This is a genomic window from Paenibacillus sp. CFBP 13594, assembly GCF_014842675.1.
In the GTDB taxonomy this organism is placed as follows: domain Bacteria; phylum Bacillota; class Bacilli; order Paenibacillales; family Paenibacillaceae; genus Paenibacillus; species Paenibacillus amylolyticus_B.
Genome location: NZ_JACYVQ010000012.1, coordinates 59211 through 83889, shown reverse-complemented (window position 1 = coordinate 83889; position 24679 = coordinate 59211). Strand labels below are relative to the sequence as shown.

At 45.1% G+C, this 24679-nt stretch carries 21 protein-coding genes; 10 read left to right on the top strand and 11 right to left on the bottom strand.

The window, feature by feature from the left end; all coding sequences use genetic code 11:
• Positions 1-3: 3 nt before the first annotated feature.
• Positions 4-1389, bottom strand: a complete 1386-nt coding sequence (gene lpdA / locus IFU39_RS27965) for a dihydrolipoyl dehydrogenase (RefSeq protein ID WP_192136026.1) — start codon at positions 1387-1389, stop codon at positions 4-6.
• A gap of 200 nt (positions 1390-1589) precedes the next feature.
• Here lpdA and IFU39_RS27960 point away from each other — a divergent pair, with 200 nt between their 5' ends.
• The gene (locus IFU39_RS27960) at positions 1590-2165 is read left to right on the top strand and encodes a TetR/AcrR family transcriptional regulator (RefSeq protein ID WP_091019728.1); all 576 of its coding nucleotides are present in this window, start codon (positions 1590-1592) and stop codon (positions 2163-2165) included.
• Between the two features lie 285 nt (positions 2166-2450).
• On the opposite strand, the gene IFU39_RS27955 is transcribed toward IFU39_RS27960, so the two are convergent.
• A complete protein-coding gene (locus IFU39_RS27955; RefSeq protein ID WP_192136024.1) occupies positions 2451-3158 on the bottom strand; it encodes a DNA alkylation repair protein in 708 nt (235 codons plus the stop codon).
• A 515-nt stretch (positions 3159-3673) separates the two neighbouring features.
• Here IFU39_RS27955 and IFU39_RS27950 point away from each other — a divergent pair.
• Both IFU39_RS27950 and IFU39_RS27945 read left to right on the top strand, forming a co-directional pair.
• Positions 3674-4837: a glycoside hydrolase family 27 protein gene (locus IFU39_RS27950; protein WP_192136022.1), complete on the top strand. Its 1164-nt coding sequence runs from the start codon at positions 3674-3676 to the stop codon at positions 4835-4837.
• Positions 4838-5041 carry a hypothetical protein gene (locus IFU39_RS27945; protein ID WP_091019733.1) on the top strand — a complete coding sequence of 68 codons (204 nt, stop codon included), beginning with the start codon at positions 4838-4840 and terminating at the stop codon, positions 5039-5041.
• Between the two features lie 2 nt (positions 5042-5043).
• On the opposite strand, the gene IFU39_RS27940 is transcribed toward IFU39_RS27945, so the two are convergent.
• Positions 5044-5853 (bottom strand): helix-turn-helix domain-containing protein, encoded by an 810-nt coding sequence (locus IFU39_RS27940; protein WP_192136020.1) that lies wholly within the window; start codon positions 5851-5853, stop codon positions 5044-5046.
• Between the two features lie 112 nt (positions 5854-5965).
• On the opposite strand from IFU39_RS27940, the gene IFU39_RS27935 reads away from it, so the two are divergent.
• Positions 5966-7501 (top strand): carboxylesterase/lipase family protein, encoded by a 1536-nt coding sequence (locus IFU39_RS27935; RefSeq protein ID WP_192136018.1) that lies wholly within the window; start codon positions 5966-5968, stop codon positions 7499-7501.
• A 201-nt stretch (positions 7502-7702) separates the two neighbouring features.
• Here the strand turns inward: IFU39_RS27935 and IFU39_RS27930 are convergent, their stop codons facing one another.
• A complete protein-coding gene (locus IFU39_RS27930) occupies positions 7703-9046 on the bottom strand; it encodes a HAMP domain-containing sensor histidine kinase (protein WP_192136016.1) in 1344 nt (447 codons plus the stop codon).
• Positions 9039-9731, bottom strand: coding sequence for a response regulator transcription factor (locus IFU39_RS27925; protein WP_091019742.1), 693 nt, complete (start codon positions 9729-9731; stop codon positions 9039-9041). The genes IFU39_RS27930 and IFU39_RS27925 overlap by 8 nt, the downstream gene beginning before the upstream one ends.
• A 183-nt stretch (positions 9732-9914) precedes the next feature.
• Between IFU39_RS27925 and IFU39_RS27920 the strand changes: the two genes are divergently transcribed.
• Positions 9915-10652: a TVP38/TMEM64 family protein gene (locus tag IFU39_RS27920; RefSeq protein ID WP_244661138.1), complete on the top strand. Its 738-nt coding sequence runs from the start codon at positions 9915-9917 to the stop codon at positions 10650-10652.
• A 41-nt stretch (positions 10653-10693) separates the two neighbouring features.
• A complete protein-coding gene (locus tag IFU39_RS27915; RefSeq protein WP_105602098.1) occupies positions 10694-11269 on the top strand; it encodes a GNAT family N-acetyltransferase in 576 nt (191 codons plus the stop codon).
• A 200-nt stretch (positions 11270-11469) separates the two neighbouring features.
• On the opposite strand, the gene IFU39_RS27910 is transcribed toward IFU39_RS27915, so the two are convergent.
• Both IFU39_RS27910 and IFU39_RS27905 read right to left on the bottom strand, forming a co-directional pair.
• Positions 11470-12636 (bottom strand): cobalamin-independent methionine synthase II family protein, encoded by a 1167-nt coding sequence (locus IFU39_RS27910; RefSeq protein WP_091019746.1) that lies wholly within the window; start codon positions 12634-12636, stop codon positions 11470-11472.
• A 170-nt stretch (positions 12637-12806) separates the two neighbouring features.
• The gene (locus tag IFU39_RS27905; RefSeq protein ID WP_192136012.1) at positions 12807-13376 is read right to left on the bottom strand and encodes an SF0329 family protein; all 570 of its coding nucleotides are present in this window, start codon (positions 13374-13376) and stop codon (positions 12807-12809) included.
• 255 nt (positions 13377-13631) lie between these two features.
• On the opposite strand from IFU39_RS27905, the gene IFU39_RS27900 reads away from it, so the two are divergent.
• The gene (locus IFU39_RS27900) at positions 13632-14687 is read left to right on the top strand and encodes an ankyrin repeat domain-containing protein (protein WP_192136010.1); all 1056 of its coding nucleotides are present in this window, start codon (positions 13632-13634) and stop codon (positions 14685-14687) included.
• Positions 14688-14783: 96 nt separating this feature from the next.
• Here the strand turns inward: IFU39_RS27900 and IFU39_RS27895 are convergent, their stop codons facing one another.
• On the bottom strand, positions 14784-15758 hold the full coding sequence (locus tag IFU39_RS27895; protein ID WP_124118585.1) for a tRNA dihydrouridine synthase: 975 nt from the start codon (positions 15756-15758) through the stop codon (positions 14784-14786).
• A 389-nt stretch (positions 15759-16147) separates the two neighbouring features.
• Between IFU39_RS27895 and IFU39_RS27890 the strand changes: the two genes are divergently transcribed.
• Positions 16148-16354: a DUF2536 family protein gene (locus IFU39_RS27890; protein ID WP_192136008.1), complete on the top strand. Its 207-nt coding sequence runs from the start codon at positions 16148-16150 to the stop codon at positions 16352-16354.
• A 54-nt stretch (positions 16355-16408) separates the two neighbouring features.
• Here IFU39_RS27890 and IFU39_RS27885 read toward each other — a convergent pair whose 3' ends face one another.
• On the bottom strand, positions 16409-18373 hold the full coding sequence (locus IFU39_RS27885) for an ABC1 kinase family protein (protein WP_192136006.1): 1965 nt from the start codon (positions 18371-18373) through the stop codon (positions 16409-16411).
• A 304-nt stretch (positions 18374-18677) separates the two neighbouring features.
• Between IFU39_RS27885 and IFU39_RS33460 the strand changes: the two genes are divergently transcribed.
• Complete coding sequence (locus IFU39_RS33460; protein ID WP_192136004.1) at positions 18678-20555, top strand: leucine-rich repeat domain-containing protein; 1878 nt, start codon at positions 18678-18680, stop codon at positions 20553-20555.
• Between the two features lie 209 nt (positions 20556-20764).
• Here IFU39_RS33460 and IFU39_RS27875 read toward each other — a convergent pair whose 3' ends face one another.
• Positions 20765-21355, bottom strand: coding sequence for a TetR/AcrR family transcriptional regulator (locus tag IFU39_RS27875; protein WP_192136002.1), 591 nt, complete (start codon positions 21353-21355; stop codon positions 20765-20767).
• A gap of 104 nt (positions 21356-21459) precedes the next feature.
• Between IFU39_RS27875 and IFU39_RS27870 the strand changes: the two genes are divergently transcribed.
• Positions 21460-22437 carry a ketopantoate reductase family protein gene (locus IFU39_RS27870; protein ID WP_244661137.1) on the top strand — a complete coding sequence of 326 codons (978 nt, stop codon included), beginning with the start codon at positions 21460-21462 and terminating at the stop codon, positions 22435-22437.
• Positions 22438-22552: 115 nt separating this feature from the next.
• On the opposite strand, the gene rlmD is transcribed toward IFU39_RS27870, so the two are convergent.
• Positions 22553-24358 carry a 23S rRNA (uracil(1939)-C(5))-methyltransferase RlmD gene (gene rlmD, locus IFU39_RS27865; RefSeq protein ID WP_192135998.1) on the bottom strand — a complete coding sequence of 602 codons (1806 nt, stop codon included), beginning with the start codon at positions 24356-24358 and terminating at the stop codon, positions 22553-22555.
• Positions 24359-24679: the final 321 nt, after the last annotated feature.

The window sequence follows — 24679 nt, the reverse complement described above, 5'->3', positions numbered from 1 at the left end:
TGACTATTTTTGCTTTTTAATTTTGGTGACCGCATTCTCGGCTGCCTCCATGATCACTTCTCCCAAAGTCGGATGAGGATGAATCGTCATGGCCAGATCTTCCACGGTTGCCCCCATCTCAATTGCGAGTGCGAGCTCCGATATCAGTGTGGATGCCTCCACGCCTACGATTTGCGCACCAATGACAATTCCTGTGGTCGGGTCTGCCACTATTTTCACAAATCCTTCGGGTTCTCTTAATGCCAATGCTCTTCCGTTAATCCCGAAAGAAGATTTCCCAATAACCACCGGAACGGCCTGTGCATTGGCTTCCGTCTCACTTACCCCAACACTGGATATCTCCGGATCAGAAAACACGACAAGCGAAATTACCTTGTAATCCACTTTGGAGGTAAGACCAGCAATGGCTTCTGCGGCTACTTTGGCTTCATAGGATGCCTTGTGGGCAAGTGCCGGACCGGCTGTAATATCTCCAATAGCGTAAATGTGAGGGATAACCGTTCTGCACTGTTCATCCGTCTCAACCAGTCCTTTGTTCGTTACGAGCACACCTATGCGTTCCAGTCCTAACTGGCCGTCTGTATTGGGTTTTCTGCCGATTGTAACCAGTACATATTCTGCTGTAACTTGTTGCTGCTCCTGATTTTTTGAATAATGCAGTGTAACGGAATCCGCATTGTGCTCCACCTTTTCGGCAATCGCTCCGTTTACGATCTGGATGCCGTCCGCCTTCAATTGTTTGACTACAGGGGCTGCAAGTTCCCCCTCGAATCCAGGCAATACTTGTGCGCCTCCCTCCAGAATCGTTACCTTGGTTCCGAATTTGGCATACATCTGTCCAAGCTCCACCCCAATATAACCTCCGCCGATCACAATCAGACTACTCGGAACCTCCTGTAGAGATAATGCTTCAGTGGAAGATAAGATGCGACCTCCAACTGGAAATGCTGGCAATTCAATTGGACGAGACCCCGTTGCCAGTATGAGATTTTTAAAAGAAATGCTTTGCTCCTGCCCAGCTTGCTGGATCATGGCTGTGTGCTCATCCACCAGACTGGCCTCTCCTTCCAGAATGTTCACACCCGCAGTCTTTAACAAATAGTGGACGCCACCTGCCTGTTTATCCACAACCCCCTGTTTAAAATCCTGAGCAGTCTTAAATGTCGCTGCCGCGTCAGCTTGATTGAACTGTCTGAACCAATCATAGCGATGCGATTCCGCAATTAAAGCTTTGGATGGTATGCAACCCACATGTGTACAGACCCCGCCGAGCTGTTTACGTTCAACAATCGCCGTTTTCATCCCCAACTGCGAAGAACGAAGCGCCGCCACATAACCACCTGGACCTGATCCAATAACTAACGTATCCACAGATTTAAGCTTGCTCATATTCTGATACCTCCCGATTTGAAGTCAATTTAAAATATGATGACCGTAATATATTATAATCATCATATTTTAAAATCGTCAACAACCGTATTTTATCCGTTTGTAAAGCAACAGATATTCAGTCGCCAAATTGACAGGCTTTATTATGATGACTATAATATTTTAAAAAGTATAATGATGAAACTATGGAGTGAATGATCATGCCCTATCCTAAAGGACATAAGATAAAAGTACGAGGTAAGATTGTTGAAAGTGCGGCTCGAGCTTTTCGCACCAATGGTATCCAGGAAGTGAGTGTCCCGTTTATTATGAAGGGAGCTGGATTAACTCACGGAGGGTTCTATTCACATTTTGACAACAAGGAACAATTGGTTGCCGAAGCCTGTGAATATGCCATTAGTGATACCATTACACTTCTAAAGAACGTGGCTGATCAGGAAGAGCAGAATTCCAAAATTAATAAAGTAATCGATTATTATTTGAGTCCGTATCACCGCGACCAAACGGAAATGAGCTGTATTTTCCCCGCCCTTTCCAGCGAAATATCCCGTTCGTCCGAAGAAATTCGGCAGGTGTTCACCCATGAATTAGAGCGGATGATCACTTTTATCTCCAATCTGGCTGAGATCGATATGTCCAGCGGTCGTGCACTGTTCAGTACAATGGTTGGTTCGCTTGTACTTGCACGCTCTGTTAGTGATCCTGAGCTTAGCGACAGCTTTCTCTCGGCGGGCAGACAGCAAGCCAAAGAAATGGTTAAAAGAAAAGATATGTAAGGGTTTCTTGTTTTTATACAATAAGTAGATTTGATGTTGCTATATCAAGTTAAAAACACAAATAGACCGCTCACCCTGGCAAAGGTTGCGGTCTACTTGATCGTGTATCCTCTTGTTAAGCCCACCGCCCTTAAAAGCGGCTATTGCGTCAGAGTGTCGTGTTAGCGCACGGCTTTCTTTGCATGATAAGCTGTTTCCGTCCCCATTTTAACATGGAGATTGTGGATTTCAATCCCACGATAACCATATGTTCCGTATGTTAAAACTGACGCTACGGCAAAAATTTCAGCATCTTACATATTTACGCTTGAAGCCCGTCCGCCCTTTTTCCACAGCCTTTTGGATATTCTCAGAGGCATTCAGCAGCTTGCTCTTGGGCATGTCCTTGTTCACTTCGACAGGTCCCACAGCCTTGGCTGTCTCCACCGCCAGATCGTGCAACGGTTGATAGGATGTTGCGACAGTATACAGGAAGTTGTTCATCGAATATTTCGTTCGTTCCGGAGATTCGTGAATCGTCTTTTTGACCTGTTCCAGCATCTCCATCAGTTTATTCTCCGAAAATTCAGCATCCTTTCGACTGCCGAGCAACCAACAGTAACAGCTCCATCCTGCTGACATTTTCAATTCTTCTCCGCTGGCGATCCACTTATCCGAAACTTCTTGAGCAATATCCGTCTCCGCTAGCGTAACGGCAACGATGAAGTCAGAGATCATGTAAAAATAAGCAGCGTCAATCCAACGGTCGAAATCATCTTCTGTCATCGCTTGAGGATCGGCTATCACGCCTGCAAAGTACATCGCATCATAATTCCCCGTTGCATATAGTTGCTCCGCCAAAGGTTGATCCTTTTTGATTCGCTTCGCCATTGGTTTCATCGCCCCGGTTGCCACGCCAAATAACGGTTCATGCGCACCGTTGGAGATGTAGATTTTTTTCGTTCGTTCTTTACCCAGTGCTTCCAGCTCTTGCATCACTTCATCTAGATTCATTTCGTGACACTCCCCATCCTATAATTTATATATCTGATCATATCAAACAGAAACTTATGTTTAACGAACAACCGTTGGAAAATTACACATTATCCTATTCGAACCATTCTGCCATATGCAAAATCATTCCGGCGAGATTATTACCATTCACATGAGGGATTCCCTAATGGGGTATTTTTCCTAAAAAACTGAATACTATTCAAATTTCCCTGTTGCTCTGACAACCTGTTCAAGCATTATCACCGATCATAACATCTATACCATTGTTTAGCACAGATCCCTGAAAAGATAGATATAACTTCTTCGCAGACAGACATTTTTCCTTTCTTATGCTTTTACCGGCAACTTCTGAATACCTGCCGAGAGCCTGATTGGAAGAGCTAATTCCCCCAGCACAAGCAGAGCAACATCTGTCCATGTCCAAGCAACGTTAAGCTATGGCAGGATACGTCGCTCATCGTTTATGTTCAGTTTAGTGTTGTTAACCAAACCGAGATGAGGAAGGATGCGAGAGCATGAGCAACAATCAAGTGTTAGGCTTTGCCCCTGCCTTGGGCTGGAATTCGTGGAATACCTTTACGTGGGATATTAACGAACAATTAATTCGGGATGTCGCAGATGTGTTTGTATCGGAAGGTTATCTGGCCGCTGGTTACGAGTATATTGTCATTGATGATTGCTGGAGCCTGAAGGAACGTGATGCAAACGGCAATCTGGTGGCGGACCCGGAGAAATTCCCGAGTGGAATGAGAGCGCTTTCTGATTATATCCATAACAAAGGACTAAAGTTCGGCATGTATTCATGCGTGGGTACGCATACATGTGCCGGGTATCCAGGCAGCTTTGAGCATGAATTCCAGGATGCTGCCCTTTTTGCCGAATGGGGCGTTGATTATTTGAAGTATGACTACTGCTTCAAGCCGCGCCATATCTCAGGAGAGCTGCTGTACAAACGGATGAGCCTTGCGCTCAAAAACTGCGGACGCGATATCCTGTTCTCCGCCTGCAACTGGGGAGCCGACGATGTATACGATTGGATACGGGAATCGGGCGCTCATATGTACCGCTCCACCGGCGATATCCGTGACAATTGGGATTCAGCGAAGGAACTTGCCCTGTCCCAACTCGGGAAACAAAGCTACACTGGCTCTTTCTGCCATAACGACATGGATATGCTAATCGTTGGTATGTACGGTGGAAGCAACAATGATTATATTGGCAGCATCGGCGGATGCAACGACATCGAATATAAAACCCACTTCTCACTCTGGTCCATGATGGGTTCCCCATTAATGATCGGATGCGACGTGCGCAAGGCTAACCAGATTACAAAGGATATTCTCCTTAATCCTGACCTGATCGCTATCAATCAGGATGTAGAAGCACGCGGAGCTTACCGCATTAAACCAGAACCGCAATGGTTTCACACAGACGATGTATTTATGCTGGTGAAAGTACTCACAGATGGTGATCTAGCTATTGGTTTCTTCAACCTGAGCGACAACCAGCGGGAATTGTCTTTGCAATTTTGGGATATGGGTCTGCCTTACGCTGCCGGTTATGCCCTGTCCCTGTATGACTGCTGGGAACATAAAGAGCTTGGCGTATTCCGTGAACGCTTCGCTCCCGTTGTCGCAGCACATGATTGTTTAATTGTGCGTGCGAAACTGGTGAAATAGATGACTCAACATCGCCTGTGCACCTCCTGTCAGGTTCCGCTCTCTTCAGACGATGTGGGCATCTACCTCAAATTGATCTCGCGCTCTGCCCAGCAATTTCTGTGCATCGATTGTATAGGAGTGAAGTTGAACTGTGGACGCGAGCCTATTGAGAAGCTGATCCGTTATTTCCGAGAGTCCGGGAACTGCGCCCTGTTCCGTTAACGTTATGCCTTGGTCCCGTGCAACATCATGTACGATGTTGGCGTGTGTGAAGTTGCTTTCTTAAATACTTTGGAAAAATATAACGGATCATTGTATCCGACAGAATAGGCTACCGATTGAATCGGCAGGCCCGACGTCTTCAGCAGCTCACAGGCGCGCTCGATTCGACAGGATGTAATATACTCCAAAACAGACTTGCCGGTTGCTGCCTTAAACAGACGAAACAAATAACTGCGCTCCAGATTAACTGCCTTTACGATCTCCGTGACGGTCAGTGTCGGCTTCCAGTAGTTTTGCTCGATGTACTTTCTCGCCAGCCAGACATAATCCTTGGCATCCACCTGCGGCTCCTTCGGATAATGCTCCATATAGTAGGAGAGCAACAGACGCAAACGGGCATCAGCCCTTAGTAACTCATAGGATGACGCACCCGCGTTCCAGGCAAGGTGGAAAAAAGGCTGCAGTGTCTCCGGTGAGATCGTCACCACGGGTTGTACCTCTGAGAACTGCGTCAGCCCCAGCAACCGCCCGGCATCCTCACCGCTAAACTCCACCCAGACATACTCCCATGGATCTTGCGGGTCTGGATAATAATAAATCTCCTTTTGCGGAAATATGATAAAGCTTTCCCCCGTAACTAACCGAAAAACGCGGCCGCCCGTCTCCAGCGTCCCTTGGCCGCGGATAATATAGTGCAACGCATAAACGTCTCGCACGCCTGGCCCCCATTGGTGAGGGTTGGCTGGCTTGTGACCACCGCTGATAAAATACAAATTACTGGCTCTATTGCTCTCATGCCAAATCGGATTCAACCTTGATCCCCCCTTCCTAATCCGCCTTGTTCTGGCGTTAGGTTTATCTTATATATCGTTGATTAGATTTACGGTAACGCTTACACGCTAAATCCAGAGAGGAGAATGTTGTATGCTTAGAATGGTTACGGTAGAACATGGACAAGTGCAAGGACTGCCCGCGGCGGACCCGCGGATTACCAGCTTCAAGGGAATTCCTTTTGCCGCACCTCCTGTAGGTGAGAACCGCTGGCGCGCTCCGCAGCCGCAGTCGAGCTGGGAAGGTGTACTGCAAGCTTTTGATTTTGCCCCCATCTCCATGCAAGCCCCAACAGTCATCGATGACAACAATATTTATACCCGCGAATGGGCCGTTGATCCCGACCTGCCCATGGATGAGGATTGTCTGTATCTGAATGTCTGGACACCAGCCAAACGCACGGACGAGAAGCTGCCTGTTTTTGTCTGGTACTTTGGCGGGGGCCTCCAAGTGGGCCATACGGCCGAAATGGAATTTGACGGCGAGCGAATCGCCCGTAGAGGCATTATCGTTGTGACGATTAATTATCGGCTGAATGCCTTCGGCTTCCTGTGTCATCCTGAGATTAGTGCCGAATCCCCCCATGCACCCGCCAACTTCGGTCATCTCGATCAGCAAGCGGGCACACAGTGGGTCAAACGCAACATTGCCGCCTTTGGCGGTAATCCAGACCAGATCACGATCGGTGGACAGTCGGCAGGCGGGGGAAGTGTACTCAGCCAGATGACCTCTCCGCAAAATAAGGGCTTGTTCCAGCGAGCCGTCATCATGAGCGGTATGGCTACGGAGTTGTACCCGAAAGTCCGTGTGCCTTCTGTCCGTTCCACACTGCGGGATGCAGAGCAAGCCGGGGTTGCATTTTTCGACTTCCTGGGCGTATCTTCCCTGACTGAGGCGAGACAACTGGATGCTGAATTTCTCCGTGACAAAGCCCTCGAATATAAAAGCTTCTGGGGAACCGTCATCGACGAACAATTCTGCGCAGGCGATTCGTTTACTCGTTTTGTTCAGCAGGAGCGCGAGGCGATACCCGTAATGCTGGGGCATACGTCTTCAGAATTCTGGACCCGTCCCGCCGCAGCCAATCTGGAAGAACTGAAACAGATGGCTGTGGAGCTGTTTGGCGAGGATGCTCCTACCTTTTTGCAGCTATGTGAGACTAATTCCGGCCAATTCGAGCATGCCCTGCAACAGGCATCGGTCCGCATGATCCAGCATGCCATTCTGCTCGCCATTCGCGCGAACAGCGGTCATCCGTCTGAAACGCCTCTCTACTATTATAACTTCGACGCCGAGATTCCGGGCTGGGACCAGCCAGGCACTTTTCACTCCGTCGATCTGTGGTTCTTCTTCGAAACACTCGCCAAATGCTGGCGGCCTTTCACAGGCAAGCATTATGATCTGGCCCGCCAGATGTGCAATTATTTATCCAACTTTATTGCTACAGGTGATCCAAACGGCTCGGACTCCACCGGAAAGCTGATGCCTCATTGGACTCCTTGTACTACGGAACAGCCGTATCTCATGGAATTTGGCGATCAGGCTCAATTACAGAAGACTGAGCCCGGACCGATGCTCGCGTTTTTAATTGAACAATATTTCAAGAAACAGAATGAACCTGTTGTTTAAAACATGAGTCTTGCCCTCTCACGATATATGTAAGAGCCATGCTGTCGCATGGCTCTTTTTGTATAGTGTGAATGGTAGAGCGATGTTCATTCGCCCATGCCCATTAGCAAGCTTCTCCACTACAGCAGTCTAAGGTAACAACAAAATCAGACAGCCAGAGAAATCCCACGGAAGACAATCAGTATCATTTCAAGAGATCCGTTATATATGAGTCTGTGTTGGTTTATTGAGGATGACAGGTAGCTTAATCTGTAGTGAAAAGATATCCTTTTCCTGCGAAACCTTCAACGTCCCGTTGTGCTGCTGAATCATTTTCTGACAACTAACGAGCCCGATTTCGTTGCTATCATTCTTTTTGCCAACACGTTTAATCTTATTCTCTACCTCAAGAATGACCCATTGTTGCTTCAAAGAAATCTGGATATGAACAGGATGCACTGGATCGGCGTATTTTCGAATATTTGAAAATATGTTATCCATTACGCGACGCATGGCGACCAGATTGATTTCCAACAAAAACTCCTCATGATGTGCATCTGTCTGAACCTGCACATCTATATCGTCCAAAACCACTAATTGCTCATCTATGAGTTGATCGATAAGTGCTCTGCCTTCATACATTTCAAACTCTACTTCCTCTTCTTCAGCGGCCGAGGATACCGTAAAATATTCGAATAGTTTGTCCGACAGCACTTTGATCTGATAGGCCTTCTCCCGGCTATTATGAATATACTGCAACAGATCCTCATGTGTCTTATATTTGTTGAGCTCTATGATATCCATATATCCTAATAGAATCGTGAGTGGCGTTCGCAAATCATGGGAAATCGCCGTGATCAATTCACGGTTGGCCATCCTGACCCTCTCCTCGCTGTCCAGCCGCTCCACAAATGATTTCCTCATCTCATCAATACTTTGGGCCAGAGATGACAGTTCATCCTTTCCCGATATCGTAATCGAATAATCCAAATTTCCACCTTCGAGTATTTTGATCTCTTGTTCAAGCACGCCAATATAAGATGTTTTCTTATTAATCATCAGTAGAAAGGAAACGAGGAACACAATGGCCGCTATGAAAACACCAATAATCAGAATGAGGTTGTAGTATTGATACTCATAAAAGCTAACCAAGTATATCTGGGCATCCTGATCCGCAAAGTGGATGGTGGTAATGGGTATTTTCGATGGCACGAATTGAGTTAACAACTCTTCATTAATGGCCGGATCAATCCCCGTATTGGAGGAAAATATCAATTTGTCTTTTGCAAAAATATACAGATTTAAGTAGCGCTCATGACTTATCCAAGCAGACAATTCCTCATGATCACGGGTTGACACGTTCTGGTTATCCACAAATGCTTCGAATCGATCAAGCGCATCTTGCTGCCTGTTCTCTACAAAAGTGGATTTGCTTAAATAACTATCCAATAGAGTCTCGCCAACAACTTGTAAAATAACGAGTGCACTTATGGAAATGACCAAAGAAATGACAACCGCCAGAACCAGTTTAATCTTCAGCTTTTTTCCTATGAATAATCTATTCAATTTTGTACCCCTTCCCCCAAACGGTCTTCACATATTTAGGGTTCTGCGGGTCATCCTCCAGTTTGCCTCTCAAGTTACGAATATGAACCATCACTGTGTTATTACACGTATAAAAGTAGGGTTGCCCCCAAACACTCTCATAGATGTTTTCTGCCGAAAACACCTTACGTCGTTTCTTGGCCAGTAGGAGCAAGATCTGGTATTCAATTTCAGTTAGAGCAATCTCCTTCTCCCCAACAAACACGGCTTTTGAATCCTGATGGACGGTAAGATCCTTAACGATAATTTGGTCCTTTTCTTCGGTCTTCTCCTTGCCCCGATATATATAATATCTCCGCAGTAAAGCCTTCACCCGCGAAACGAGTTCTGTATAGGAAAAGGGTTTGGACAAAAAGTCATCACTGCCTGAGGAAAAGGCCAATTGTTTGTCAGAGTCCTGCGTTTTCGCTGTGAGAAACAGGATCGGTGCGCTTGTTTTTTCACGAATCTCCAGACACGCCTTCAGCCCCGATTTATTGGGCATCATCATATCCAAAATAATGAGATCCGTCTCTTCGTTCACTTTATCAATCGCATCTTGACCATCTATCGCTTCAATCACTTCATAATTCTCGCTCTCTAACAAAATCCTTACAATTTCACGAATTTCACTGTTATCATCAGCAATTAGAATTTTCTTGCTCATCTGATCCCTCCGTCTAATTTCAGTATAATATGCGCTATTAGCGACTACCAGCAAATACAATCGACTTAAGAATTCTTCAGAAGTTATGTAGGTATCTCTTAATAATTTCGTCTTATACTGTAAATATGTAGAAGTTATTACACAAAGGGGTCGTCAGGAATGCCACAAACTTCGAAAAAAATAATGATTAACATATTGTTGGGTCTGTTCATCATGTTGTCCATTGGTCTACTGGTGTATTATTCTCCTGCCATTATTAAAATCATGTCTTCCATGGACAATTTCAGAGCGTATATTCATTCAACAGGCCATTGGGGTCCGGTCATGTTTATTTTATTCCAGATTCTTCAGATCGTGGTTGCACCTATTCCAGGAGAAGTGGTACAGATTGCAGGCGGTTATATCTATGGGGTTACAATTGGGTCCTTGTATACTACAATAGGCTTGATTATAGGCTCAGCGATCGCCTTTTATTTCACTCGTTACATCGGTCGCGCCTATATTTCACGACTAATGCAAAAGAAAAATAATAAGTGGATGTCTTTAATTCATGATGAGAAGAAGTTCTCCGCTTTTTTATTTATATTTTTCGTAATTCCCGGCTTGCCCAAAGACATGCTTGTATTTGTCGCCGCACTTACATCGATTAGTTCGTTTAGGTTCTTCACGATCCTTATCGTTGGTCGTCTGCCGTGGATCATCGCATCTACCGTTATAGGGTCCACAATTCATATGCAACAATACACAATCGCCATTATTATTTCTGTTATCGCTGTAATCGGGTTTGTACTCGGTTATATCTATAGGGAGAAATTGGTGGGATTGTTCTCCCGGTCAGACAGTACCAAAGCCAAACCCAAGGCTATACCCAGTTATAGTACGAATAGGGAGTCTCGTAAAATAAAAAGAGATACAACATGAACATAGCCAATCTATTGATATGAAAACCGGAGGTATATCTTATGCAAACACTTGAAACCAATCGATTAATCCTGCGAAATTTCACCGTAACGGACGCAGCCGGACTATTGGAATACACGGCAAATCCCAGAGTGAATTGTTTTATGGATCAACGAATTTTAACATTGGAAGACGCGGAGACAGAGGTCGCAAAAAGAAGCAGTGACGATTCCCACATCGCGGTCTGCCTGAAAGACAGTAACGAGCTGATCGGTGAGCTGTTTGGTATGAGGGAAGATCGGGATTCCGATACGGATAAGGATTCGAATTCAGATACGTATAGTATTGGTTGGAATTTTAATGGCAGATATGAAGGGAAAGGGTACGCCAGTGAGAGCGCCAATGCTTTCATCGAAAATCTCTTTATGGAACAGGGAATAAGAAGACTGTACGCCTATGTCGAGGATGATAACTTCCGTTCTCAGAAACTGTGTGAGAAGCTGGGCATGCGCCGGGAAGGTCTTTTTATGGAGTTCATTTCATTTGTCAATAATGAGGACGGCACACCGAAATACGAGAATACGTATCAATATGCTTTGTTGAAAAAGGAATGGCTGGCTCAGCGTGAATCGCAGTAATAAAGAAAGACATGCCTATGCGTCATCATTAGTTTAAAAAAGTTATAGACATGAGAACCTAACCATGTGTACGTTCCACAACAAATACGGCGGCTTCTCCCTGGATAGATTCCAGAGGAAAAGTCGCCCTTTCATTATCGCGCATAACACTATTGATCAAACATTGTGTTTATAAGGTCACAACACATTTAGCTTAAATCCTAGATCGTGCTGCCCCAATATTGCTTTGCAATCTTCTGCCCTTGATCAATCTTCGCCCATTGCTGAGCTTCGCTTAATTCATTACCGCCATCACAAGATGCAAAGCCGCATTGGTGAGACAGCAGCAGCCGATCCTTATCGATGATTTTGGAAGCTTCGTCCAGCAAACGGACAACACGTGCTTCATCATCGAGTGTACTCGTTTTGGATGACAACAGACCCAGTACAATTTCCGTTTCCGGTCTGTCCTTGAACACTTCCAGAGCTTCAATTGAACCCGCACGATCATCATCCCATTCCAGGAAGAAACGATCATACTTCAATTGCTTCAGGAACAGATTCGCAATTTTGGCATACGATCCACCACCCATGTTGCGGGAATCATAATTGCCGCGGCAGTTATGTGTCCACATTTTCAAGCCAAGACTATGTCCGAAGTCAATCACGGTATTATTAATATCAATGAATTCGGTAGCGAGACCCTTTACTTCATCTTGATTAATATTTTCCCCTGTAAAAGGAGAGTTCGGGTTGTCGTCTGCAAACAGTTCCCACAAGCAATCATCGAATTGCAGAATTTTACCGCCCACCGCAGCGAATTCCTCCACGAACTCCTTATACGCGATCACAAGACCCTCTTTGAGTTCCTGTATGTTCTGATATACAGCATCCGTTCCACCAATGTTATCCGACCAGGAAAGCTCACCGAAAATATGGGAAGGAGACGGTACACAAAGTTTCGTTTGTTGCTCGCCAGCTGTGTCTTGCAGTTGTTGGAACAGTTGAATGAAATGATGGTTCTTTCCACTCAATTTATCAGTAATGCGTAGTCCAATATCTTTGCGTGTTTCATATTTCGAAGTTCCGTCCACATCTCTGAAAAAATAGCCGTGATCCGCGATGTAACGCTTTACTCCGCCAAATCCCCATACAAAGTCCAGATGCCACATCGATTTGGAGAATTCGCCATCGGTAACCACGGACAAGTTATGTTCGATTTCCTTAGCGACAACTTGTTTGATAGCCTCCGTCTCGCACTTTTCATATCCTTCGTAGTTTTCATAGAACGGATATTGGATATCATCATTATGTTCAATTTGCGTTTTATATTTCAGCAGCTCATCCGGCCGCAATAAACTTCCTACGATCTGGAACTTATCAGTCATGTAAAAAACCCCCTCGTTGTATACAATGATCATATCACGCTGAGAGCAGTTAGAAGGGATACTTAAAAACCATAACTGGTTATAGTTAAAAGCTATATCCACTTATTAGACAGATTTCAGTGAAACCGTCACCGACACAGTGTACCTCTATCCGTGAAAGTTATTCAATTTCACAACGTACGACGACGCAGTTCATAAAAATATTGTACCGCTGGATGCTTTAATTTGACCTGCTCCGACATGTTCAGAATTCGCTTTTTGCCAACTCGTCTGTCCATTAAAGCCAGAATATTAAACAAGATATCCTTGCTCTCCAGATTATCCTCTATAGAAGTCGATAGATATGTCGTGGCTGCAACGGTAAAATTCGATTTACTGAGTGCGGTCTGAGCCAACAACAGCTCTTTGGCATGTACGGAGATCTTTCTACTTCTTGCCATGACTTGAAGACGATCCTCGGGAATGGGTCCTTTGGAATCTTTTCTGATAGCTTCAATCTCTTCATCGCTCACAGGAATCATGATCTCCGGATCGCTCTTGATCTCCTGCTCTGACTGATACCATCGGATTGGGGTTGTTGTATCACTCATGTTGAGTACATTTTTTTTATCTACAGTAATATAACAATTGCCTGATTTATCAGGTGAATAGCGATAGCTGGTAGCACGGTACTCCACCCTTCCAACTAACGCGGGACTAAGAAAACTCTCCAGTTGTTGCTTCAATTTACTCCAGGACATAAATCCTCCTATTATCAAAAGCCTACCGCATAAATTGCGGTGATCATTTCAAATATTTTTTTTCAATCCGTCTCCAGTATCAACATTCACCTAAATTATAACATAGCAAAACAAATTGACGATGGAAGAAACCCAGTTATTGGTTTTAAATTCCCCTATGTGATAAAATTGCAGAAAATTATCTACTTACTATTAAATCGTCATAGCCTACCATTGGAACATACGTTGTTATTCACAAAAGAGAGGAAGAGTGTAATGGCTACGAAGAAAGCAACCTTACCTGCTCATATGGAAAAACTCGTTAAAGATAATGATATCGCTACCGTAAAAGAGGTTTTCGAGCAATGCGAATGGGATGCCCGTGGGGGATACAGCAAAGGTACGACCCTCAGCTTTCGTCAAATATCGGATGAAGTGGTCCGCTGGCTGGTAGAGCAAGGGGCAGATATTAATGCACGCGACAAATATCAACGCACGCCTTTACATGCCCATGCCTCACACTGGTCAGGAAATGTCCCCCTGTTCCTTGAATTAGGTGCGGATCTGGACGCTGTGGACTACCAAAATGAAACACCGTTACATGCAGCGGTCAATGGGTATAGAACCAAAGTGGTTCAAGAGTTGGTAAATCAAGGTGCTGCTATTAACGTTGAAAATAATAAGGGAAATACGCCATTAGCTAAGGGATTAGTCAATTGCAGGAATAGTGATATTGTCGATCTGGCGGAGATTGCCGCCATTCTGCTGAATGCTGGTGCATCGGTCACGCCAGATATGAAAGAATCGGTGAAGCGGATTGGTAAGGATTTTGAATTCGTTCGTGAGAAGTTCAATCAGGACAAGGTCGATGAAGTTTCAGACGCGCTAATCAAACTTTACCGGCTATTTGATGTCGAGCCGGTAGCAAATCGGATCATGCACGATGGGACCACCCCCATTCAGGTAACGGCAACCACCTGGCCCAAGCAACATCAAGAGCTGTGGGAATATCTCATTCCCGCCCAGGGCCATGCTCAAACGGTGCAGGGAGAGGTTATCCGCATCACAGGGCGTGTATCCCATGAAGTATTGGATAATGGCGGAGGAAACTGGGATGCAGAGTATCGCAAGATGCTGGATGCACTGATTCGTCACCTGGGCATTGGTGCGCCACTCGCCCCGGCACTACTCCAAGAGGCAGCAAACCTGGTCAGCAGGCTTCATGATGGATACGATTTTGATGCGCCTGCCAGATTATCCGAGTTGGCTGTGTTATGGGTATTAGCGAATCCTCAGCCAGTCGCAATAGAGAAGCCAGAGTATACGCGTTAAACAGCAAAGCAAAAAAAAGAAGCGGAAAAGTTACCGCTTCTTTTTTTCTATTAAATCTACCTGAATCATACTTCGTATCCATGATTACGGCTTACTCTACTCCACCTGTTCATTACTTTCAAACTCATTGAGCAATTCGCGTACTTTAGAAGTGGTTTTGGCGTTCATCAAGCTGTTTCTCAGCTCACTAGCACCGCGGAAGCCACGAACATAGATTTTGAAAAACCGGGCCAGCGGGCTGAACGAACGCGGTTCAAGCTCGGAATATTGATCATGCAGGTCCAGATGCAGCCGTAGCAGATCAAGCAATTCCTCACTGCTGTGTTCCTTCGGCTCCTTCTCAAAAGCAAACGGATTCTGGAAGATACCGCGTCCAATCATAATACCATCCACACCATATTGCTCCACGAGTCTCAGGCCTGTTTCACGGTCAGGAATATCCCCATTAATCGTCAGTAATGTATTAGGAGCTATCTCATCACGAAGTTTTTTAATCTCCGGAATCAGTTCCCAGTGAGCGTCTACTTTGCTCATTTCTTCTCTCGTCCGCAAGTGAATGGACAGATTTACGATGTCTTGCTGCAAAATATGAGTTAACCAGTCGCGCCATTCATCGACCTCAGTAAATCCAAGACGCGTTTTTACACTGACCGGTAGCCCCCCGGCTTTCGCCGCCTGAATAATCTCCGCCGCAAGGGCTGGCCGGCAGATCAATCCGCTTCCTTTTCCATTCTCGGCTACATTCGCTACCGGACAACCCATATTGATATCGATGCCTTTAAATCCTTCTTTCGCCATACCGATACTCATCTCACGAAAGAATTCCGGTTTATCTCCCCAGATATGAGCCACAATCGGCTGTTCGTCCGCTGTAAAAGTCAGACGCCCGCGCACACTATGGTGCCCCTCCGGGTGACAATAACTCTCTGTATTCGCAAACTCCGTAAAAAACACATCCGGTCTTCCCGCTTCACCTACGACATGCCGAAACACAACATCCGTCACATCTTCCATGGGTGCCAGTATAAAAAATGGTCGTGGCAATTCACGCCAAAAATTTTCCTTTGTCATCTCAAAAGCTCCTCTATACATTCCAGGACAGTCTTTGTCCTCATTAATAGTTAACATAGTAAAACTCGTAACTCATGCATCTGCTGGCCTATCATTTACATGATCATTCGCAGTTTCGTGGCAATTCACATTATGGTGTCCTAGCCTTCTTCTTCACTTATACCATGCAAATGTAACTTTGTTCAAACAGCAGTATCTGTTATTACTTCCATTAGATATTCAGATTATTGAAAGTTCGATGATCTCGAAATTGCCCTTTCCCGATTTTATCACGTCTTTATTAGATTTTCAGCCCGATTGCTCTTGCCGAACTGGAAAAGCTCCTCTAAAATGAAGCTCGGCAGGTATTTAACCTGCAGAACGACATTTGGAGGAGGCATGACTTAAATATGGAAATCTCACTGGATATGATTAAAGATAAAGTCGAATGCTTGCAGGCTTATGACTTTCATGAACTGGCGCGAGTGATTGAAGATCGAATTGAAATCAATAAAGCGCTGATGCTGCGTGTGAAGCAAGTCCAACATCAAGTAACATTTGATCCTATTCGCACCAAAATGTTATATAGTGCAGTCGTGCATTTTGCCGTAGATTGAATTGATTAATAAAAAAGTAAACGATTGTTTCATTCATCCTGATCTATCTATACACTACACCTTAGGCTTCAAATGTTTAATTACAGACACACTCAAAATGGTCATCCCTACACCAAAGCCTGATATGGATAATGGACCAAGTAGAAATCGCATAACTTCGCTCTGTATTACAAAGCTTGCGAGCATAACAACCATACAGATCACCGTGAAAATCCCCACAGTTAACGTGCCTATAACATCATTCAATGAATGATTTTGCTCACGAGCAATCGTAATTTTATTTTCCTTCAGAATAGGCAGTTCCAATAATCTAGGAAGGTAGTCCGTAATCTGGTCCTTGACCTTGCTTATGCGCTCCTTAACCATCTGCCCTTTATCCATATGGCTGGCGTAGGACTGGCTTGCTGCGGATAAAGAATAGGTATCATCTACAGATGACAACGTACCATCCAGCGTAATGATTGCCCTAAACGCACCAGCAATGGTCGGTTTTAAGGACATCCCCATATCCGTGATCAGGGTCATCATACGTTTCATCATGACACTTGTCGGGTCTGGCGAGAAAGATGCTTCTGCTAACAAACGGTTAAGGCGTTGTTCAATCAGCTTATGATCCAGTAAATCTCCTTCCTCACAGACTCGCGTTAAGCCAAGGGCCATCTCTTTCGTATCTTTAGTGCTGTAACCCATCAGGAAACTTAGCATGCCTTCTCGTTCCTCATCCGTTAGATATCCCACTGAACCAAAGTCGATCAAAGCAACTTCTCCATCAGAAGTAAGCATGAGGTTGCCAGGATGGGGGTCCGCATGAAAGATACCAATCATCAGAATTTGATCCAAAAATGCGTGCATCACCCTCACCGAAACGTCGTTTGTCACCGCTTTTGTGAAGCTGGTTCCTTCGATATATTCCATGGTGAGCACCTGTTTCGTTGAGAACTCGGCGTAGATTTTAGGAACACGGATCTGAATATCATGTTCCTGGAAGGCTTTTCGTAACAGATTCGTATTTAAGGCCTCGATATCAAAATCGGTTTCTTCAAGCAAATTCTGTTTGAATCCTTCGGCCAACTGGATTAACCCAAGCCTCTTGATTTTGATAGAGCGTTCGGACAGCCATGTGACAAACTGGATCAAAATATCCAAATCCACTGTCATCTTCTGCTTCACGTCAGGTCTTAGAATTTTAACAACAACCTTCTCGCCCGTTAACTTTAGCTTTGCCAGATGAACCTGTCCGATCGAAGCCGCAGCAATCGGCTCCATCCCAAAGGATTCATAGGTTTCATCCATATTTCCGATTCTAGTGTCAATGATTGTTTTCAGTTCATCTTGGCTCAGCGGTTTAACCTGATCATGCAGACTGGAGAACGCTTGAATATAGTTGGCAGGCAGCATGTCTTTTTTGGTCGATAACACTTGAGCAAACTTAACAAACACGCCGCCCATGTTATCCAAAACCTCAGCAATCGCAAAGGGCAATTTGGCATGATCCTGCTGAATCAAATGAGCCAAACCTTTACGTGAGATAATCCAGAACAAACGCATCATCCGTCTGAAAGCAAGAACCTTATTCCAGATATAGAGGAACGGATTGGTGGCTTGCAACATTTTAAAATTGAACAAGCTGAGGAGCATGTAGATATAACAGGCAATAAATACAACTAATAAAGGGTAGTACATAAACATAACTCTAAGAATCTCGGCATCCGGTGGAGCTGCGGTTTGATTGAAGTATGTAAACGAGAGCACCAGTGTTACTATGGACGTACTGAATAATACCGCCAAGATTAGCCTAAGCTGATTGCTTTTTAAAGTGCTGATATTTCCGATTATAAAATAAACCAAAAACGATGCCACTAAAATACCGCTTAGGTAAAATTGCTCCAGAGCCTGAAGCAGCGTACTCACTACCAGCGAACTGACTAACGAGATTAGAACTTTATGTTTTCTATTGAAGAACGAAGTCAGCAACATGAATACAGCGAAGCACACGAGCAATGTAATAAAAAAGAACATCTTACATCCCACCTGTTATGTAATGGTATCGTTTGATTTTCCTCTCCTCAATATAACATACTCATCCTCGCGTTCAATAAACATAAATAAACCGTCCCGGTAAAGGCTGCGGCTCGCTTGATGATGTCTAATGCCTCCCCCAGCCATACTTACAAAAGATCAAAAAGGAGCAGGATTTCCTTGCCCCTCCGCTATGTGAAACTTCTTTCTCTCATCAAACGTAAATTCACAAGGTATAATGAAGTCAGATCACCGTTTAGCATGATCTTATGAACATCATAATGAAATGAAGGAGAGGACATTCGTGGCGTTTATCCCGTTAAACTGTCCCAATTGCAACGGAAGAATTGAATACAAAGAGGGTGAGATTTTAAAGTGTCCCTATTGTGAGACAGAGCTTTTATTGAAGCAAAATCATGTCTATTACGTAGACCAGACCATTAATCATTACCACGGGACAGTTCCTGAGGCCACGCCGAAGCCGTCCGTCTCCGTCTCCGTCCCCCTAAGGCTGTTATTGGTACTGCTGCTTGTCATATCAGGCGCCATCGGTACATATTTTTATTATAGCAACAGCTCCACCTATTCAAAAACAGAAGCCAATCTGCCTGTACGAAAGATGCCCGAAAGCGAGGTTCTTCTTTCCTTTTTGCGAGATATCTTCGATAAAGGATCTGCCCTGCCGACAGAGGAGGAATTGGCTCGCCTTCGCTATTTAACTGTAGAGTATTCGGAGAATGATCAGTGGACGTTTACATATAGCCTCTCCGATCCCTTCAGCGATGAACAGGCTGAGAAAATCACATATGTTACTCAGGACAAGAAACTGAATAGCCAGGAGATCGATCAGCGAGATTTTGAAGCCTTTACGGGACTGACGGCATTGGACCTGACGAATACCTATGAAATCTCCCAGACGGATCAAACCACTTTGGCCCATATGTCCGGATTAAAAAGTTATGGAGGCGCTTTTAACGAATCCTTTAGTACATTTTCGGGCTACTTTGGCGACAAGACTAAAATAACGGAGCTTTCCACTCAGCTTCGCAGCAATCAGGAACTGGCCATGCTGCTGGAGTTTCCTAATCTGAGCTCTTTATCCATTACCTATGTGGATGAGTCCGTAACGGATTTCTTTCTGTTGAACAAGCTGCCGCTCAAGTCCCTGTCGCTCACCTTTGTCGATGAACTGGGATGGTTGTCCTCCATGACCGGGCTGTCATCCTTATCCATACATTACAGTGAAACCACAGACCTGCAGCCGCTGTACGCCTTGACCCAGCTTCAGGAGCTTCAGCTATCCTTTTTAACGAATGTAAAGTCCATCGACTTTGTACAAAATATGCCTTCTCTACAAACACTTGATCTCGAAAACGTAAACTTCTCAAGCCTGGAGCCCTTGGCCGACAAGGCCTCCATTACTACACTACGTCTGGCTTCTCTAAGTCAGCTTAGTTCGGTAAAGGTCATAAACAGTCTGCCCTCTCTGCGGGAATTAACGTTGTCCGGTTACTACGAGAAAGCAGAAGCGCTGACATTGCCTAATGTGGGGCGAGTGGAAATTCCAAGCTCCTTTCTCACTGGGCTAAAGGCCCCGGCTACGACCAGTCTGACGCTCCGTGGCGGAAGCGGGGAATTGAACTTGGCTGCGCTGGGGAAATTCCCGAAACTGGAGCAACTCTCCCTCTGGGAGATCGATGAAATTACACGTCTTGGCGCCCTGGACGGTTTGCCCAGCCTAGAGACCCTAAACATTTACGACTCGTCACTATATAAGGAGAGCGATGCTTTATTTCGTTTGAAGCGGGTGAAATCTCTGATGTGCTCCGAGTGCAGGCTGAACTTTGAAGAAAAAGCGGCCGCTGAGAACGGCGTGCTTGAACATTTGACCTTAGAGCAGCCATATTTCAGCATAAATAACAACTCTGTCAATGAAGTTGACCAGATGATGCCTTACTTTGCCAACATGCCGGCTCTACGTTCCTTTACTCTGCAAGATAACAATCTGGCTTCTCTCGAATTTATGAGTAACTGGCAGGCCATAGAAGAGCTTCATCTCGAGAACAATGCCATTTCCAATATCGAGACCCTAAGCCAGCTGCCTGATCTACGAAAGGTATATCTATCCGGTAATTCTGTACAAAACAAAGCCGTGGTTGGTGCGAGTGTACACGTATATTAATTACCACCTGGGATGATGGGGAGTTTTAGACTACTATAGTTATTGAAGTAAAGAGGAGCAAATGCTCCTCTTTACTGTTTTCGCTAGAATATCTGTATGATCTGTTTATAGGCACTCCAGAAAAGGCTCTTGCAAAATGATTACGGAAGCGACCCTCGTACCAGGAAATCTGTTATAGTCAGGCCCTTATTCTCCTTCTCCTCGTCCTTTTACTTTGTATTCAAATCAGAGCGCTTCGGATTGACCGCGCCAAAGATATGATACGGTGTTATCCCCCTTGCAAATAGGCTATCGATCAGCTTGACCAATTCTTCTGACGATAGATCTTTGTCGTTGCGTATCCAAAGACGAAACATAGATATTAATGTTGAAATGTAAAACTCAATGATATATGGTGCCAAGACATCATCTGTTGAAAAATCCACAATCAATCGCTCAAAGGGAATTTCTCTTTTCAAGCGTTCCACAAAATGAACAGAACCATAGTCGCCCAAGAGGGCTTTCAGAATTGAAATGTCCTCTGCATTTTCCAAGCATTGAAGTGCATCCTGGAACGTATGTGTAGAAAACTCTCTGCCTGCCATTTCCTCGTTAATGGATTTCAAAACACGCTCTTCAACGCAGTCCAACAACTCATAGATATCTGTAAAGTATTGATAAAATGTACTCCGATTATATCCCGATTGGTTAGCGATCTCTTGTATGGATATTTTTTCGATGGGTTTTCGACTATATAAATCACAGAATACATTTATAAATGTCTGCCTTGTTTTGTCCGTAATTTCAGGTTGCTTTTTCATTATTGCCTCCGTCTGCTGTTCGATCAATTATACGACAGATATTAAAAATCTGATGGTTGATGACCGTATAGTGAATCAATACAATAACATTATACAACACGTTGTTGGATCATCAACAAGGATTAAAATATTTTTTAGGAGGTAATATGAGAATTTTATTCTTTGGTAGAGGTGTCATATCGACCCAGTATGCTTGGGCCTTTGAAAAGGCAGGGCATACCGTTGAGTTTTACGTTAGAAAAGGGAGAAAAGAAACCCTCGGAAGTCATATAGCGCTTGAAATGTGGGACGCACGAAGAGGGAAACAGTTAATCCAAGAAAGCTGGAACATCAAACTGCATGAGGAGATAAGCCCAAATTACGATCTCATTATTGCAAGTGTCAACACGAAGCAACTTCCCGAAGCAGCACAATTACTATCGACTACCGCGGGTAACACCCCGATCCTTATATTCAATAATATTTGGCAGGATTTAAAATCATCGATCTTGCCCTTGTCTATGAACAATGTTGTCTTTGGGTTCCCAGGAGCAGGAGGCGGCATTGAGGACAATAAGCTTAGGGGCGGCTTTTTAAAAACGATATTTCTGGAAAAACCACGGGTAGGCACAGAACAGATAAACAACAAGGTCAAAGAACTATTTGAAAGCGCCCATTTTAAAATCAATTGGACAAAAGATATGCAAAGCTGGCTATGGAATCATTTTGCCATGAATGCGGCGATGGAGACCGAGGTGTTAAAACGAGGAAGTTTCCCAGCAGTCTTGAATCATAGTGACTCATTTGCAAATGTCGGTAAGAGTATGCGGGAAATGACCCCTATACTTAAAGCAAGAGGCGCAAAGATGGACGCGATTACTCTACTGTTGACCAAGATCCCACCGGCACTTCTCAGCCTGCTGTTTAACAAGGTTATTCTTGCAAAGGGCAGCTTACCACGACTTTTCATTGAATACAACAATAGTAAAGCTGGTTTTGCGGTACTTGAAGTTGTGAGAGAAGCAAAAAAGTTAGGCATACCTTTACCACGTCTTACTATGGCATTAGAAAACACTGAACAACACCAAGCTATTAAAAACTGATAAACTGAATGCCTTTCGCTGAATGAATGACTTCGGTTAAAACAATTATAGCCCGAGCTTTAGAAGCCTCGGGCAAATTAGCTATATTAAAACAGGTAAATGTAGCTTCAAAACACTACACCTTAACCAACATCGCTACACTCTCCACATGTACTGTATGCGGGAACATATCCACTGGCGTTACCTCAACCGTTCGATATCCGCCATCCTCCAGCACACGAAGATCACGTGCCAAGGTACTCGGATTACAACTCACGTACACCACGCGCTCCGGCTTCATCTCCAGGATCGTTTCCAGCAAACGTGGATCGCAGCCCTTACGCGGTGGATCGACAACAATTACGTCTGCTTCGATACCTTGTTCTTTCCAGCGCGGAATAACGTCCTCGGATGCGCCAACTTCGAATTTCACGTTTTTCATCTCGTTCAAGAGCGCATTGCTGCGAGCATCTTCAATCGCTTCAGGCACGATCTCGACCCCATACACCTGATCCGCATGTTGCGCGAGGAAAAGAGAAATCGTACCGATGCCGCAATAGGCATCAATGACAGTTTCTTTACCGCTCAGTCCGGCATACTCTACCGTCTTCCCATATAGCACTTCCGTCTGCACCGGATTCACCTGGTAGAACGAACGTGCCGAGATGGCAAACTGCACATCACCGATATAATCATAGATTACATCACGGCCCCACAGGACGCGGGTCTCATCGCCAAAGATAACGTTGGTCTGCTTCTTGTTCACGTTCTGGCAGATGCTTGCGACATGCGGAATCGCTTCACGGATACTGCCGATCCATTCGTCTTTGTACGGAATATCTCGACCATTGGTGACCAGTACGAGCATCATCTCACCTGTACGGAACGCCTTCTTCACGACCACATGACGCAGCAAGCCGCGACCTGTCTCTTCGTTATAGGCACTGATTCCAAAATGACTACCGATCTCCTTCACCTTCGCAACCACTTCGTCGTTATGCTCATGCTGAATGAGGCAGCTCTTCATATCGATGATCCGATGGCTTCCTTTAGCGTAAAAGCCACCTACCAGGCCACCCTCGGCTGCTCCAATCGGCACCTGTGCCTTATTCCGATACCGCCATGGCTCGTCCATACCCATCGTAGGCAGTACGCAAATGCCCTGTTCCGTATCTTCTTCGTTCATGACACCTTCAAGCCGCAAACGAATGCGATTACTTCCAATCATCTGTGCTTCAGAAGATGCTTGTCCAGGTTGAGTTGGCTGATTCTCATCCTGTACCAACCGCGCCTCCAGCTTCGCATCTCCAACTGAAGCGTCTTCCTGCACACGTTGTTCGGCTCCCTCTTCATCTTCTTGCTCGTTGGATGCCAACGTCTCCGCATCCTCCACCATCACGTTCAATTTGCCAATCCGTTGCAAATTATCTACCACCAACTGGCGTTTCCACGCAAGCTGTCCGGCATAACTCATATGCTGGATCTGGCAGCCGCCGCACTGATCGTAGATCGGGCAAGGCGCGGACACTCGATCCGGGCTTGCTTTCACGATTTCCAGCAGTTTGGCGTAGCCGTATTGCTTCTTTGTTTTCATCACACGCACACGCACGGTTTCACCTGGAAGCGCACCCTGCACAAAGAGCGTGTATCCATTCGCACGACCTACACCCTCACCGTCATGGTTCATGCCAATGATTTCGATAACGGTCTCTTCATTTTTGCTAACGGGCAGACCTTCGATTGGTGCAGATTCACGCGCACGTCCCTTCGGACGAACGGCAGAAAGAGATGCACCTTGTGGCCGCACCTCTTTTCCTTGCTGACGTGGTGATGGACGAGATGATTGACTTGGCTGACGGGACGCTGAAGCGTTCCCTTGCCCCTGAGAGGCAGCCGAATTCCGGCGGTTTTTTCCACGACCGCTGCGGTTCGTATTAGACAACGTACATTCACTTCTTTCTTATTATATGGTATCACATCAAAAATAACGTTCCGAATTTCTAATGAACTTCAGAAACGTTATATCAACCTCAGATGGTGTATTACGACCTTTTTCGGTCATTTTCTCCAAAATAACGACGTTGGGATTCGTTAGATTCGCAGCTTAGGCGATTTCGCCATATTAAGGCTTTCTGAGTTCGTTAGCCGCCGACACCCGACCAAACTGCTATTTTCAGCACGGTAATCACATTCCAGTACCATCGAACAAGAACAGCGCTTTTTACTTTCACCGTTCAATATTCGCTGTTCGCTGTCACGTTAA

Excerpts from the sequence above, each read along its gene's own strand:
- IFU39_RS27905 (WP_192136012.1), bottom strand. The coding sequence starts at position 13,376 with ATGTCCTGGAGTAAATTGAAGCAACAACTGGAGAGTTTTCTTAGTCCC.
- IFU39_RS27895 (WP_124118585.1), bottom strand. The coding sequence starts at position 15,758 with ATGACAAAGGAAAATTTTTGGCGTGAATTGCCACGACCATTTTTTATA.
- IFU39_RS27910 (WP_091019746.1), bottom strand. The coding sequence starts at position 12,636 with ATGACTGATAAGTTCCAGATCGTAGGAAGTTTATTGCGGCCGGATGAG.
- IFU39_RS27935 (WP_192136018.1), top strand. The coding sequence starts at position 5,966 with ATGCTTAGAATGGTTACGGTAGAACATGGACAAGTGCAAGGACTGCCC.
- IFU39_RS27950 (WP_192136022.1), top strand. The coding sequence starts at position 3,674 with ATGAGCAACAATCAAGTGTTAGGCTTTGCCCCTGCCTTGGGCTGGAAT.
- IFU39_RS27915 (WP_105602098.1), top strand. The coding sequence starts at position 10,694 with ATGCAAACACTTGAAACCAATCGATTAATCCTGCGAAATTTCACCGTA.
- IFU39_RS27890 (WP_192136008.1), top strand. The coding sequence starts at position 16,148 with ATGGAAATCTCACTGGATATGATTAAAGATAAAGTCGAATGCTTGCAG.
- IFU39_RS27920 (WP_244661138.1), top strand. The coding sequence starts at position 9,915 with ATGATTAACATATTGTTGGGTCTGTTCATCATGTTGTCCATTGGTCTA.
- lpdA (WP_192136026.1), bottom strand. The coding sequence starts at position 1,389 with ATGAGCAAGCTTAAATCTGTGGATACGTTAGTTATTGGATCAGGTCCA.
- IFU39_RS27960 (WP_091019728.1), top strand. The coding sequence starts at position 1,590 with ATGCCCTATCCTAAAGGACATAAGATAAAAGTACGAGGTAAGATTGTT.
- IFU39_RS27945 (WP_091019733.1), top strand. The coding sequence starts at position 4,838 with ATGACTCAACATCGCCTGTGCACCTCCTGTCAGGTTCCGCTCTCTTCA.
- IFU39_RS27885 (WP_192136006.1), bottom strand. The coding sequence starts at position 18,373 with ATGTTCTTTTTTATTACATTGCTCGTGTGCTTCGCTGTATTCATGTTG.
- IFU39_RS27900 (WP_192136010.1), top strand. The coding sequence starts at position 13,632 with ATGGCTACGAAGAAAGCAACCTTACCTGCTCATATGGAAAAACTCGTT.
- IFU39_RS27875 (WP_192136002.1), bottom strand. The coding sequence starts at position 21,355 with ATGAAAAAGCAACCTGAAATTACGGACAAAACAAGGCAGACATTTATA.
- IFU39_RS27925 (WP_091019742.1), bottom strand. The coding sequence starts at position 9,731 with ATGAGCAAGAAAATTCTAATTGCTGATGATAACAGTGAAATTCGTGAA.
- IFU39_RS27955 (WP_192136024.1), bottom strand. The coding sequence starts at position 3,158 with ATGAATCTAGATGAAGTGATGCAAGAGCTGGAAGCACTGGGTAAAGAA.